Source organism: Aestuariivita boseongensis (assembly GCF_001262635.1).
In the GTDB taxonomy this organism is placed as follows: Bacteria; Pseudomonadota; Alphaproteobacteria; order Rhodobacterales; family Rhodobacteraceae; genus Aestuariivita; species Aestuariivita boseongensis.
Genome location: NZ_JXYH01000042.1, coordinates 20764 through 34981 on the forward strand (window position 1 = coordinate 20764; position 14218 = coordinate 34981).

The window sequence follows — 14218 nt, forward strand, 5'->3', positions numbered from 1 at the left end:
GGCTGCGACACCGCGCCCGTCGGTATTGAGTTGAACACGGGGGGCGCGACCTATATTCGGGTCAGGATCTGAAAGATGACTGCCGTTTGCATGTTGCCCACCCCTTTGGAAGGCAAATGAAAAAAGACCAGGAGGCGCCGGTGGACTATACCGCCAAGCTGGACCAGGCGATTGAACGTCTGCACGAAGAGGGCCGGTACCGGACCTTTATTGATATCGAGCGCAGCAAGGGCCAGTTCCCGCATGCGATCTGGACACGGCCGGACGGCACGCAACAACCGATCACAGTGTGGTGCGGCAACGATTACCTGGGCATGGGGCAGAATCCCGTGGTTCTGGAGGCCATGCACGAAGCGATTGACGCCACGGGCGCAGGCTCGGGCGGGACGCGGAATATCTCGGGCACAACGGTCTATCACAAGCGGTTGGAGGCCGAACTGGCCGACCTGCATGGCAAGGAAGCGGCGCTGCTGTTCACCTCGGCCTATATCGCCAATGACGCGACGCTGAGCACGCTGCCCAAGCTGTTCCCAGGTCTGATCATTTATTCCGACGAACTGAACCATGCTTCGATGATCGAAGGTGTGCGCCGCAATGGCGGGGCCAAGCGGATTTTCCGGCACAACGATCTGGACCACCTGCGTGAGCTTCTGGAAGCCGATGATCCGGAAGCGCCCAAGCTGATCGCTTTCGAATCGATCTATTCCATGGATGGCGATTTCGGCCCGATTGAGGCGATCTGCGATCTGGCGGATGAATTCGGCGCGCTGACCTATATCGATGAGGTGCACGCGGTCGGCATGTATGGCCCCCGTGGCGCGGGCGTTGCGGAACGCGACCGCCTGATGCACCGGCTGGATATCATCAATGGCACGCTGGCCAAGGCCTATGGCGTGATGGGGGGCTATATCGCCGCAAGCGCCAAAATGTGTGATGCGATAAGGTCTTACGCGCCGGGCTTCATCTTTACTACGTCGCTGCCGCCGGCGGTTGCGGCAGGGGCTGCGGCCTCGGTCGCGTATCTCAAGCGCACGCCTGAACTGCGCGAGCAGCATCAGGAACAGGCGAAGATCCTGAAGATGCGCCTGAAGGGGCTTGGCCTGCCGATCATTGATCACGGCAGCCATATCGTGCCGGTGATCGTCGGTGATCCGGTTCACACCAAGAAGTTGAGCGACATGCTGCTGGAAGATTTCGGCATTTATGTGCAGCCGATCAACTTCCCGACGGTGCCGCGCGGTACGGAACGTTTGCGCTTTACCCCCTCTCCGGTGCATGGACCGCGCGAGATGGATGCGCTGGTGCGCGCGATGGATGCATTGTGGAGCCATTGTGCGCTGAATCGTGCCGAGATGACCGCCTGACGTCACGGAGATGTGCATTTCATCTGCTATGTGGTAGTGTCCGCGAAAGATTTGTTGGGCCGAATCGGCTGGGGACGTCGCTGGCCCGACAAGATGAATTGGGGCAACGGGCATGATCAGGCGCAAATCCTCGCGCACGGATAGCGACGATATCGCAAAGCCGAAGGGCTTTGACGATTTCGAATTGCGCCTGGGCGATGTGATGCGCGGTGAACGTGCGACGATGGGCAAATCGCTGCTGGACGTGCAGCGAGAGCTGCGCATCAAGGCCTCTTACATCGCTGCGATTGAAAACTGCGATCCGTCGGCTTTTGACACGCCAGGGTTTATCGCAGGCTATGTGCGCTCCTATGCGCGTTATCTGAACATGAACCCCGATGAAGCCTATCAGGCGTTCTGCCGCGAAAGCGGGTTCGAGGTGGCGCATGGCATGTCCTCGGAAGCCTCTGTCGTCAAACGGGGGGAGGACGCTTCGGCGCGCGCGCGGCGCAGCCCCGCACCCGATCCGTTCGGGTCAACCGCGTCGCCTTTCAATGGTGTGCCGGGCGAAAGCATTCTGGCGCAGATCGAACCACGGGCCATCGGGTCGATGATGGTTCTGGTCGCGCTGATGGGGGGGCTGGGCTATGGCGGCTGGACAGTCCTGCGCGAGGTGCAGCAGGTGCAGGTGGCCCCGGTCGATCAGACCCCTGTCGTTTTGAGCGATCTGGATCCTTTGAACACGACATCCCCTGCCGCCGGAGCAGGAGAGCAGCAGGGCTTCACCGCCCCGAGCGTGGAGGCGCTGGACCGTCTTTATCGCCCTCAGGCGCTGGACGTGCCTGTGCTGGTGGCCCGCGACGCACCCATCGCCACGCTTGACCCGCGGTTGGGCGGCGCATTCAGCGCACCCGAGACGCCACGCGCACCGACACTTGCGCTGAACGGCGCGGGCGAAGGGGATGCGCCGGTCTCGGTTCCGCAGGTGGTTGAAACCACGGCCCCGCAGCTGCGCATGGTGGCGGTGCGCCCGGCCTGGGTGCGCGTCACATCGGCGGATGGCACGGTGGTGTTCGAAGGCATCATGGAAGGCGGCCAGACCTATGACGTGCCTGCGACAGAAGAACCGCCCAGCTTGCGCGTGGGCGAATCCGGGTCGATCTATTTCGATCTGAATGGCGCGATCTATGGCCCCGTGGGCAATCGCGGCACCGTCACGTCGAATTTCGCACTGGCGGCGGAGAATGTGTCCCAAACCATGGCGCTGGCTGATCTGGACGTGGACAGCGACCTGGCCCGCATGGTTGCCGAAGCCGCGATTGGCGATAACGCGCGGCAGTAACCGGTCTGCGTCCCTCCGATTAACGTCTGCATCGCATTGCGGCTTGGCCGGTCCCGTCCTATCTTAGCCGCAAAGACCGATCCCAGAACGAGGCCCCCCTATGTCGCTGAACCACGTGCGTCCCTGGCGGAACATCTATCGCCGGAAATCACGGCAGATCATGGTGGGCACGGTCCCTGTTGGTGGGGATGCGCCGATCGCGGTGCAGACCATGACCAACACGCTGACCACCGATGTGAAGGGCACGATTGCCCAGGTGCAGGCGGCGGCGGAGGCAGGGGCGGATATCGTGCGCGTGTCGGTGCCGGACGAGGCGTCGTCAAAGGCGCTGAAGGAGATTGTTGCCGAAAGCCCCGTACCGATCGTTGCGGATATCCATTTCCATTATAAGCGCGGGATCGAAAGCGCCGAGGCGGGTGCGGCCTGCCTGCGGATCAATCCTGGCAATATCGGCAGCGAAGAGCGGGTGAAAGAAGTCATCAAGGCCGCGCGCGATCATGGCTGTTCGATCCGTATCGGAGTGAATGCCGGGTCTTTGGAAAAGCACCTTCTGGAAAAATATGGCGAGCCTTGCCCCGAAGCCATGGTCGAAAGCGGGATGGATCACATCAAGATCCTGCAGGACAATGATTTCCACGAATTCAAGATCAGCGTGAAGGCCTCGGACGTGTTTCTGGCGGCGGCGGCCTATCAGGGCATTGCCGAGGCGACCGATGCGCCCATCCATCTGGGTATCACCGAAGCCGGCGGGCTTGTGTCAGGGACGATCAAATCGGCCATCGGGCTGGGGAACCTTCTGTGGATGGGGATCGGCGACACGATCCGCGTGAGCCTTTCCGCCGATCCGGTGGAAGAGGTGAAGGTGGGCTTTGAGATCCTGAAATCGCTGGGGCTGCGACATCGCGGGGTCAACATCATCTCGTGCCCCTCCTGCGCGCGGCAGGGCTTCGACGTGATCAAGACGGTCGAGATCCTGGAAAAGCGGCTGGAGCATATCAAGACGCCCATGAGCCTGTCGATCATCGGCTGCGTGGTGAACGGCCCCGGTGAGGCGTTGATGACCGATGTGGGCTTTACCGGTGGCGGGAATGGGGCCGGCATGGTCTATCTGGCGGGCAAGCAAAGCCACAAGATGACCAATGACCAGATGGTCGATCACATCGTCGAACAGGTCGAGAAGAAGGCCGCCGAACTGGATGCGGCGGCCGCTCAGGCGGCGGAATAGGCCAAAATCTGATGCAGATTTTGGGGAGAAACTGACGCAGTTTCTCCGGAATGTGTGTCACATTCCAACCGGAAACCGCGTCGGTTTCCGCCTTAGCCGCGCTTGTCGTCGACGATCAGTTCCATCTGATCGGCAGGCAGGAAGCCGCGCAGGATCTCGTCGCCCACCACAAAGCTGGGCGTGCCCGAGATATTCAGGCTTTGCGCCAGATCGCGGTTGCGGGCGATGATCTGTGTGACCTCGGGCGCGTCCATCTGCGCCATGATCGCGTCAGCATCCAGACCCAGATCGCCCGCGATGCGCCGCAGGCGCGCGTCATTCACATCGCCATTGGTGGCCATCAGCACGTCATGCACCTGCTTGTAGGCCTCGTCGCCCGCCACCTGATGCGTCGCGATGGCAAAGCGCGACATGATCACGGATTGATCCCCCAGTATCGGGAATTCCTTGATCACCAGGCGGATATTACCGTCATTGGCCAGCAACTTGTCCACCTCGGGCACCGCGCGGCGGCAGAAGCTGCAGCGGTAATCCATGAATTCCACAAGCGTCACATCGCCGTCGGGATTGCCGCCCACCCAGGAATAGCCATCATCGAAAATGGCCGTCGCGTTTGCCGCGATGACGTCCTTTTCGGCCGCCGCCTGCGCCTGCTGCTGACGTTGTTCCAGGATCTGCACCGCCTCGAAGATCACTTCGGGATTGTCCAGAAGGTAGTCGCGGATTTCCTTGCGGAAGGTCTCACGCTCGGCATCGGACATCGCGGAGATGTCGAAGGCCGCAGCCGGTCCGGTTGCAAGAAGCAGGGCTGTGACTGAGGACAGGACCCAATGGCGCATGATTATCTCCGTTTTTCTGCGTTCTGTGCAGCAACAAGCACATCTTCGGCTCGACGCCAACCCACAGATCCGCGAGGAAGCAGCCCCATGGCGCGTTCGGCATGGATTTTCGCGTCGCTCAGACGGCCCTGCAGCGCATATCGTTCGGCCGTGGCAAGCGATGCCTGGCCGTTCTGGCCGATCCGCGCATAGGCCTGTCCCAGATCGCGCAGGATGCGGGTGTCACCCAGATCCCGGGCGCGGGCCTGCTCCAGCGTATCGACGGCCGCACGGTGCTGCCCCAGGGCAAGCTGCGCGCGGCCCAGGCCGCCGAGGATCTGCGCCTCTTTCGGGGCGAGGGAGGCTGCGCGGGCATAGGCCTGAAGCGCGCCCTGGAACTGCCGGTTTTCAAACAGGAACTGCCCTTTGAGGTCATAGTAATAGGCGTCCTGTCCGCCCCGTGTCTGGATCGCTGCGTCGATTGAGGCCAGCGCTTTGCGGCTGTTGCCCGATCGGTGATAGGCCACGGCCTCGCGCATCTGGCGCACATCGCGATACCGTTCGTCACTGACGCGCCGCATCGTCCATTTCGTGCCGCGCGTGAAGGCCGACAATTTGCCCTTGGCGCGGGCGAACCAGTATTGCGCGGCCTCGTTCGGTTTTGGGGCGGCGCCCGAGGCGGCGACAAAGGCCTCCGCCGCGCGAATTCGGTCTCGTGTCAGCGGGTGGGAGCGCATGTAGGGATCCTGCCGGCTTTCGCTGAGTGCTTCCTGACCGCGAAACAGACGGTGCACCTCCAGAAGCCCGGTGGGTGACACGCCGGCCGAGCGCATGAACCGCGCCGCGGACTGATCGGCGGCGGATTCTTCGGCGCGGGTGTGTTTGAGAAAGCTGCGCAGCGCCGAAGACGACACCCCGGCCGCCAGCCCGCCTGCTGCCGATCCGCTGGCGCCGCTGGCTGCCGCTGCGGCGGCCAGGGCGATACCCAGACCGGCCATTGTCTGGGCATTGCGCATATTCCCGATCCGGCGCGAGATATGGCCATTGGCGATATGGGCGGCTTCGTGGGCGATCACGGCCTGCAGCATTTCCGGCGTTTCCGACTTCAAGATCAGCCCGTAATGAATAAAAATCGCACGATTATTCACCACGAAGGCATTCAGAGAGCTGTCATTGATCACCAGCACCTTCACCCGCGAGGGGCTGAGACCCGCTGCTCGCAGGATCGGCGCAGCCAGCTGTTCCAGCGCATGTTCGATATCGGCATCGCGCAAGAGGCCCTTAGCCACGGCGCCGCCCGCGCTGGCCAGGATCAGCATCAGGCACAAACCCGGGATTGACGCCAGACGGAAGACACGTTGAAAGGACATGCGCCAGACTGTGAGGAAATCAGATGCGAGTTTCAAGCCGGGCCCAGGTCGATCCCTTTATTGTGATGGATGTTATGGATGCCGCGCGCCGCGCGGAGGAAGCAGGGCGCCACATCATCCATATGGAAGTGGGCCAGCCTGGCACCGGCGCGCCGCAGGGGGCGCTGGAGGCTGTGGCCCGTGCCATGGCGGCGGGGCCTTTGGGATATACCGTGGCCCTGGGCCTGCCCGAGCTGCGCGCGCGCATCGCCCGGATGTATGGCGAATGGTACAATCTCGATCTGAACCCCGACCGGGTGGTGATCACGCCGGGATCGTCGGGTGGGTTCATCCTGGCCTTTACGGCGCTTTTCGATACCGGCGACAGGGTGGGGATTGGTGCGCCGGGCTATCCGTCCTATCGCCAGATCCTGAGCGCGCTGGACCTCACGCCCGTCGATCTGCCCGCCGCGCCCGAACACCGGTACCAGCCGGTGCCTGCGGATTTCGCGGGCCTGGATCTGGCCGGGCTGATGGTGGCCAGCCCCGCCAACCCCACCGGCACCATGCTGGACCGCATCGCCATGGGCGCCCTGATCGAGGCGGCGCAGGGGCAGGGCGCGTCCTTCATCAGCGACGAGATTTATCACGGAATCGAATACGAGGCCAAAGCCGTCACCGCGCTCGAACTGACGGATGAGTGTTACGTGATCAACTCGTTCTCGAAGTATTTCTCGATGACGGGCTGGCGCGTGGGCTGGATGGTGGTGCCCGAAGATCATGTGCGCGTGGTCGAACGGATTGCGCAGAACATGTTCATCTGCGCGCCTCATATCGCGCAGGTGGCAGCCCTTGCCGCGATGGAGTGCGAGGATGAACTTCAGGCTAATCTTGCCGTTTATGCCGCCAACCGCGATCTGATGTTGAAGGGGCTGCCGGATGCGGGCTTTGGCACGATCGCCCCGCCGGACGGGGCCTTTTACGTCTATGCCGATGTGTCGGATCTGACCGATGACAGCCGCGCCTTCGCCGCCGAAATTCTGGAAAAGGCGGGTGTTGCGGTTACGCCGGGGCTGGATTTCGACCCGGAGCGGGGGCATCAGACGCTGCGCTTTTCCTATGCGCGCGCCACAGCCGATATCGAAGAGGGGCTTGCGCGGCTGAAAGCCTTCATCGCTGCGCGTTGAGGATTCACAAAGCGGATCGCGTCGTGTAACCTGCTTCCAAAAGGGGCCGCAGAGCCCCGGCAAAGAAGCAGTATCCGAGGCGTAAATGATCAGGCTGATCCCGTTTTTCCTGTGTTTATGGGGCGTTTTGGCGTCGCCTGTTCTTGCGCAAGATCTGTCCGGTCTGGCGCGTGTCGATCCCGCTGAAAGCCGTCTGACCGATTCGCGGGGCGGGGCCCAGATGACCCTGTCGCTCAGCCAGGGGGTGCCTTATCGCGTCTTTACGCTGACCGATCCCGCGCGGCTGGTGCTGGATTTTCGCGAAGTGGACTGGCGCGGGCTGGATCTGACGGCCTTTGACCAATCCGAAGCGATCACCGGCTTGCGCGCGGGCACGTTCCGGCCCGGCTGGTCGCGGCTGGTGGCGCAGATGGACGCGCCGCATGTGGTCGATACTGTCGGGCTGAACACGGATCAGGACACGGGCCGCGCGGTGTTGACCCTGAAACTGGCCAAAACCACCCAGAAAACCTTCGCCGCTGCGGCTGGTGCGCCGCATGACCCGCGCTGGGATCTGCCGCCGCCCGCGCGGTTCGAAACGCCGCGCGCCCGCAATGGGGGCAAGATCCGCGTGATGCTGGATCCCGGTCATGGCGGGATCGACCCCGGAGCCGAGCGCGGCGCGGTCAACGAAAAGACCCTGATGCTGACCTTCGCGCGCGAGTTGGAAGAGGCGCTTTTGCGCGCAGGCGGGTTCGAAGTTCTTCTGACACGCACTGGCGATTACTTTGTTTCGCTCGAACGGCGGATTGCGATGGCGCATGAGGCGCAGGTGGATGTCTTCATCTCGCTCCATGCGGATGCGCTGGCAGATGGGGGCGCGCATGGGGCCACGATTTACACCCTCTCGGACGAGGCCTCGGACGTGGCTTCGGCCAAACTGGCGGAACGCCATGACCGGGATGAGCTGCTGTCAGGCGTTGATCTGAGTGCGACTGACGATCAGGTCACCGCCGTTCTTCTGGATCTCGCCCGGCAGGAGACGCGCCCGCGCACCGCGCTTTTGGCGCAATCGCTGGTCACGGGAATGGGCAATCAGGGCGGCCCGATGAACCGCCGTCCCATGCGGCAGGCCGCGTTTTCGGTGCTGAAGGCCGCCGATATCCCGTCGGTTCTGGTCGAGATCGGGTTTCTGTCCTCCCCCCGCGATCTGAAGAACCTGCAAGACCCCGAATGGCGCGCGCAGATGGCCGAAGGGATGCGCGATGGGTTGCAGCTGTGGCTGCGCGAAGACAGCGAAATGCGCCCGCTGGTGCGCAAATAGCGAAATCATCTTCACGAGATTGGGCAAAAAGCAGCCAGAACGCCACGTTTCGTGTTTTGACGGGGTCTGGCGCACTGCCTATATTGGCGGGACCTGAACAAAGGGGCTGCAGGTGCTGAGATTTATCTTTTCGTTCTTCGGCGCGATCTTTTCGCTGCTGACGTTGGGCATTGCCATGGTTGCGCTGTCGATTGGCGCGATCTTCTGGATCTATGGCCGCGACCTGCCCAGCCACGAATCCCTTGCGCAGTACAAGCCCCCCACGATCAGCCGGATTTATTCCGGTGAAGGTCAGCTGATCGACGAATTCGCGCAGGAACGGCGGCTGTTCACCCCGGCCGAAGATATCCCGGATCTGGTGAAACAGGCCTTCATCAGCGCGGAAGACAAGAATTTCTATACCCACAAGGGCTATGACATGCGCGGCATCGCCGCTGCCGGCGTCGAAGCGGTGCGGTCGCGCGGGGAAACGCTGCGCGGGGCCTCGACCATCACGCAGCAGGTGATGAAGAACTTCCTTCTGTCCGGGGACCGGCAGATTGAACGCAAGATCAAGGAAATCATCCTGGCCGCCCGGCTGGAAGAGACTTTGGACAAGGAAACGATCCTTGAGCTTTACCTGAACGAGATTTTCTTGGGCCAAAACTCTTACGGTGTGACCGCTGCAGCCCAGACCTATTTCAACAAGACGCTGGATGAGCTGGCCCCGCATGAGGCCGCGTTCCTGGCCTCTCTGCCCAAGGCGCCATCCGATTATCATCCGGTGCGCCGCAAGGACCGTCTGCTGGCGCGGCGCGACTTCGTGCTGAAAGAGATGTACGAGAACGGCTATATCGACCGCGCGACCTATGAGGTCGAGGTCGCTCAGCCGCTGCGGTCCGTCCAGAATGGCGATTTCGAAAGCTTCCGTACGGCATTGCCCCCGCGCGATTACTTTACCGATGAAATCCGCCGCCAACTGAGCCGCGATTTCGGTGAGGGCGAGTTCTTTACCGGCGGTTTCACCGTCCGCGCGACTATCGACGCCGAGATGCAGACCGTCGCGGCCATGGCGCTGCGCGAGGCGTTGGAAAAGTATGACCGCAATCGCGGTGTCTATCGCGGCACAGGGCAGACGATCCCTGCCGATCAGCTGGGCAGCGAAGAGAGCTGGCGCGCAGCCCTGGCCGAAATCGAGGTGCCCCGCGACATCGCTTTGAACGGGCCGTGGTATCCGGCAGTTGTGCTTGAGGTCGGCAATAACGACGCCCGGATCGGGATCGAATCCGTCGAAGAAGATGCCGATGGCCACTGGATCCCCGCGCGCGACGTGCAATGGGCCCGGCCCCAGCGCGAGGATGGGTCGGTCGGCCGTCAGGCCCGTGTCGCAGGCGATCTTCTGGCGGTGGGCGACGTGGTGCTGGTGCGCGCGATGACATCTGACGAGGATGGCAGTTTCATCCGCTGGAGCCTGCGTCAGGTGCCGGAGGTGCAGGGCGCCTTCATGGCGATGGACGTGAACTCGGGCCGTGTGATCGCGATGCAGGGCGGGTTCTCGTACCAGGATTCGGTGTTCAACCGCACCACTCAGGCGCTGCGTCAGCCCGGTTCGTCCTTCAAGCCGTTCGTCTATGCCGCAGCGCTCGACAGCGGGTATTCCCCGGCCACGATCGTGGTGGACGCCCCGATCGAAATCAACACGCCGCAGGGCTTGTGGCGGCCCCGGAACGCTTCGAACCAGTTCTATGGGCCCACGCCCCTGCGCACGGGCATTGAACGGTCGCGGAACCTGATGACCATTCGTCTGGCCCAGGAAGTGGGCATGGAGACGGTGGCGCGTTATGCCGAACGCTTTGGCGTCTATGACGATATGGGGCTGTTTCTGGCGAACTCGCTGGGGTCGGAGGAGACCACGCTTTACCAGATGGTGGCGGCCTATTCGATGTTCGCCAATGGCGGGGAGCGGGTAGAGCCCACTCTGGTCGACCGCATCCAGGACCGGTTCGGCAACACGATCTATCGCCATGACCGGCGCGATTGCGTGGATTGTCAGGTGGCCAGTCTGGACCCCGGCCTGTTGCCGCAGATCCGGTCGAACCGCGAACGGGTGATGAATGCGATCACCGCCTATCAGCTGACATCCATGTTGAAAGGCGTGGTTGATCGCGGCACCGCCAGCGGGTCGGTGAACCTGCCGGTGCCTGCTGCGGGCAAGACCGGCACCACCAATGACGCGCGTGATGTCTGGTTCGTTGGCTTTACATCGAACATCGCGGCAGGCTGTTACATCGGCTATGACCAGCCGCGTCCACTGGGCCGGGGGGCCTCGGGCGGGGGCATGTGCGGACCTGTCTTCAACGCCTTCATGCAGGAAGCCATCAAGAAATATGGCGGCGGAAATTTCGAAGTGCCGCCGGGCGGGCGCTTCATCAAGATCGACCGTTTCACCGGCGCGCGTCTGTCGGATGACGCAAGCGGGCCTTCCGTGGTGGCCGAATATTTCCGCGACGGGGAAGAACCGCTGTTCGGCGTGATGTTCGATGGTGGTTTTGCCATGGGATCGGACCTGCCGCTGTTCGAAGAGGCCGCCAGCGCCTCGCGGCAGGTGACCACCTCGACCGGCGAAACCGCGACCGTGGGGCCCAAGGCCACCTTCGGCACACTCAGTTCCGGCGGGCTTTACTGACAGCGCGGCGCGCATCTGGCGCGTCACGCTTTCTTGTCCCCGCCTTTGGCCTGCGCTAAGACGCAAGCCGTACCCATTTTTCAGGATCCCCCGATGCGCGCAGAAGCCCAGAATACAGTGGCCGAAATCGAAAAATCGCTTGAGCTTCTGGCTCAGCGGATGGATTGGGAGACGGCCCAGCACCGGCTTGAGGAATTCAACGCACGGGTCGAAGACCCCAATCTGTGGGACGATCCCGAAGCCGCGCAGAAACTGATGCGCGACAGGCAGGCGCTGGTCGATTCCATCTCGGTCTATGAGGGGATCAAGCAGGAGCTGACCGACACCGTCGACCTGATCGAGTTGGGCGAGATGGAAGACGACAAGGAAGTCGTGGCTGAGGCCGAAGAAAGCCTGAAGATCCTGGCCAGGAAAGCCGCCCAGAAAGAGCTGGAAGCGCTGCTGAACGGCGAGGCGGATGCCAATGACACCTTCCTTGAGATCAACGCAGGCGCAGGCGGCACCGAAAGCTGCGACTGGGCGTCGATGCTGGCGCGGATGTATGTGCGTTGGGCCGAAAAGAAGGGCTTCAAGGTCGAACTGCAATCGGAATCAGCCGGGGACGAGGCCGGGATCAAATCCGCGACCTACAAGATCTCGGGCCACAACGCTTATGGCTGGTTGAAATCGGAAAGCGGTGTGCACCGCCTTGTGCGCATCTCGCCCTATGACTCGGCGGCCAAGCGGCACACGTCATTCAGTTCGGTCTGGGTGTACCCGGTGGTTGACGACAATATCGAGATCGAGGTGAACCCCGCCGATATCCGCGTCGATACCTACCGGTCCTCGGGCGCGGGTGGTCAGCACGTGAACACCACCGACTCGGCGGTGCGGATCACGCACCATCCCACCGGCATCGTCGTCACAAGCTCGGAAAAATCGCAGCACCAGAACCGCGAGATTGCCATGAAAGCGCTGAAATCGCGGCTGTATCAGCTGGAGTTGGACCGCCGCAACGCCGATATCAACGCCGCGCATGAGGCCAAGGGCGATGCGGGCTGGGGCAACCAGATCCGGTCCTATGTGCTGCAGCCCTACCAGATGGTGAAGGATCTGCGCACGAATTACGAAACCTCTGACACCAAGGGCGTGCTGGACGGCGATCTGGACGCCTTCATGGCTGCGACGCTTGCCATGGATGTGTCGGGCAAATCGCGCGCCGAAGCGCAGGGCGATTGACGCGCGCCATCTTTTCATTTCCGTCAAACTGAGGCTAGGCTGACCCCAGGAGAAGAGGGAGGCCACATGCCACAAAAGACGATCCCGTCCGCAGCCGCGCTGCTGGACGATCTACGCGCGGGAAAGCTGCGCGCGACGGATATCATGGAAGCCACGCTTGAGCGGATCGGTGAGGTAAATGACAGCGTCAACGCCATTGTCAATCTGCGCGATGCCGATACGCTGATGGCCGAGGCGCGCGCCGCCGATGACAGCGACGCCATAGGCGCCTTGCATGGTCTGCCCATCGCGGTGAAGGACCTGGCGGATGTGGCCGGGATCCCCACCACCAAGGGATCGCCCATGTTGGTGGATAACGTGCTCCAGACCGATGAGATCATGGTGGCACGCATGCGCGCGGCGGGCGCGATCCTGATCGGCAAGACGAACACGCCGGAATTCGGGCTGGGCAGCCACACGTTCAACCCGGTCCATGGCGTGACGCGCAACCCCTATAACACGGGGCTCTCCTGCGGTGGGTCATCTGGCGGGGCGGCCGTGGCGCTGGCCACGGGCATGACGCTGCTGGCTGACGGGTCGGACATGATGGGCAGCCTGCGCAACCCGGCGGGGTGGAACAATGTCTACGGCTTCCGGCCCAGCTGGGGTCTGGTTCCGTCAGAGCCTCTGGGTGACACGTTCCTGCACCAGCTGTCGACGTTGGGACCGATGGCGCGCAGCCCCGAAGATATCGGGCTGCTGCTGGACGTGATCGCCGGCCCCGATCCGCGCCAGCCCCATAACATGGTGCATGAGCCGGTGTCGCCGGTTTCGGCGCTGTCGCTTTCGGGTGTGCGCATCGCCTGGATGCGCGACTGGGACGGTGCCTTCCCGATGGAGGAGGGCGTACTGGACACCTGCGAGGCCGCCATTAAGGTGCTGCGCGATCTGGGGGCTGAGGTCGACACGCCCAAAGCGCCCTTCGATGCCGAGGCAATGTTCCAAAGCTGGGCCACCTTGCGGTCCTGGCAGGTGGGGGTCGGGCTTGATGTGTTGGCCGCGCAGGGCGGCACGCTGAAAGACACCGCCATCTGGGAGCTTGAGCGCGGCCGCGCCCTGAGCGGGTTCGAGGTGCATGCGGCAAGCGTGGTGCGGTCCGACTGGTTTCAGTCGGCCACGCAGTTCTTTGAAACCTATGACGCTTTTGTCCTGCCTACCGCGCAGGTCTGGCCGTTTTCCAACGACATCGACTACCCGCGCGAGATCGCGGGCGTGGCGATGGACACCTATCACCGCTGGATGGCGGCGATGGTGCCTGCCAGCCTGTTGGGCCTGCCTGCGCTGGCCGCGCCTGCCGGGTTTGGCCAGAACGGCCTGCCCATGGGCATTCAGCTGATCGGCCCGCGCGGGTCTGACGGCAAGCTGTTGCGACTGGGGGCGGCCTATCACGCGGCCACCCAATGGCCGGACAAACGACCACCCGAGCTGTGAGAGGAGGCGGCCCATGTCCGTTCAAGACCCCGAATTTGGCGTTCCCGATCTGAAGCCCGCCTCGGGCGCGATGATGCGTGAGGCGCTTGGCCGCGGTTGGCAGGACATGCGCCGCGCCCCGGTTTATGGCCTTCTGTTTGCGGGCTTTTACGTGGTGGCGGGCTGGATGATGGCCTGGATCACGGCCCAGACGAACACGACCTTCTGGCTGGTTCTGGCCGCTATCGGCTTCCCGCTGCTGGGGCCATTCGCCGCTGTGGGGCTTTACGAGGTCTCCCGCCGACTTGAGGCGGGGGAG

11 protein-coding genes are annotated in these 14218 nt (G+C 62.9%); 9 read left to right on the forward strand and 2 right to left on the reverse strand.

Annotated features, from left to right (window positions below):
- The first annotated feature begins 140 nt into the window (after window positions 1-140).
- The 3 genes from hemA to ispG all read left to right on the forward strand — a co-directional run bounded on the left by hemA (window position 141) and on the right by ispG (window position 3910).
- Complete coding sequence (gene hemA / locus TR61_RS14705) at window positions 141-1364, forward strand: 5-aminolevulinate synthase (protein WP_050931283.1); 1224 nt, start codon at window positions 141-143, stop codon at window positions 1362-1364.
- Window positions 1365-1476: 112 nt separating this feature from the next.
- Window positions 1477-2685 (forward strand): helix-turn-helix domain-containing protein, encoded by a 1209-nt coding sequence (locus TR61_RS14710; protein ID WP_050931262.1) that lies wholly within the window; start codon window positions 1477-1479, stop codon window positions 2683-2685.
- A 100-nt stretch (window positions 2686-2785) separates the two neighbouring features.
- Window positions 2786-3910, forward strand: coding sequence for a flavodoxin-dependent (E)-4-hydroxy-3-methylbut-2-enyl-diphosphate synthase (gene ispG, locus TR61_RS14715; RefSeq protein ID WP_050931264.1), 1125 nt, complete (start codon window positions 2786-2788; stop codon window positions 3908-3910).
- Between the two features lie 92 nt (window positions 3911-4002).
- On the opposite strand, the gene TR61_RS14720 is transcribed toward ispG, so the two are convergent.
- On the reverse strand, window positions 4003-4749 hold the full coding sequence (locus tag TR61_RS14720) for a DsbA family protein (RefSeq protein ID WP_172676991.1): 747 nt from the start codon (window positions 4747-4749) through the stop codon (window positions 4003-4005).
- Between the two features lie 2 nt (window positions 4750-4751).
- A complete protein-coding gene (locus TR61_RS14725; protein ID WP_050931266.1) occupies window positions 4752-6098 on the reverse strand; it encodes a M48 family metalloprotease in 1347 nt (448 codons plus the stop codon).
- A 23-nt stretch (window positions 6099-6121) separates the two neighbouring features.
- Between TR61_RS14725 and TR61_RS14730 the strand changes: the two genes are divergently transcribed.
- From TR61_RS14730 to TR61_RS14755, 6 genes are all read left to right on the forward strand, one after another.
- Window positions 6122-7264: a pyridoxal phosphate-dependent aminotransferase gene (locus TR61_RS14730; protein WP_050931268.1), complete on the forward strand. Its 1143-nt coding sequence runs from the start codon at window positions 6122-6124 to the stop codon at window positions 7262-7264.
- Between the two features lie 85 nt (window positions 7265-7349).
- Window positions 7350-8567, forward strand: a complete 1218-nt coding sequence (locus TR61_RS14735; RefSeq protein ID WP_050931269.1) for an N-acetylmuramoyl-L-alanine amidase — start codon at window positions 7350-7352, stop codon at window positions 8565-8567.
- A gap of 112 nt (window positions 8568-8679) precedes the next feature.
- Complete coding sequence (locus tag TR61_RS14740; protein ID WP_050931271.1) at window positions 8680-11232, forward strand: penicillin-binding protein 1A; 2553 nt, start codon at window positions 8680-8682, stop codon at window positions 11230-11232.
- Between the two features lie 93 nt (window positions 11233-11325).
- Window positions 11326-12450, forward strand: a complete 1125-nt coding sequence (gene prfB / locus TR61_RS14745) for a peptide chain release factor 2 (RefSeq protein WP_050931273.1) — start codon at window positions 11326-11328, stop codon at window positions 12448-12450.
- 66 nt (window positions 12451-12516) lie between these two features.
- Complete coding sequence (locus TR61_RS14750) at window positions 12517-13920, forward strand: amidase (protein WP_050931275.1); 1404 nt, start codon at window positions 12517-12519, stop codon at window positions 13918-13920.
- A 13-nt stretch (window positions 13921-13933) separates the two neighbouring features.
- A partial coding sequence (locus TR61_RS14755; RefSeq protein WP_157440932.1) for a DUF2189 domain-containing protein occupies window positions 13934-14218 on the forward strand: 285 nt, incomplete at its 3' end.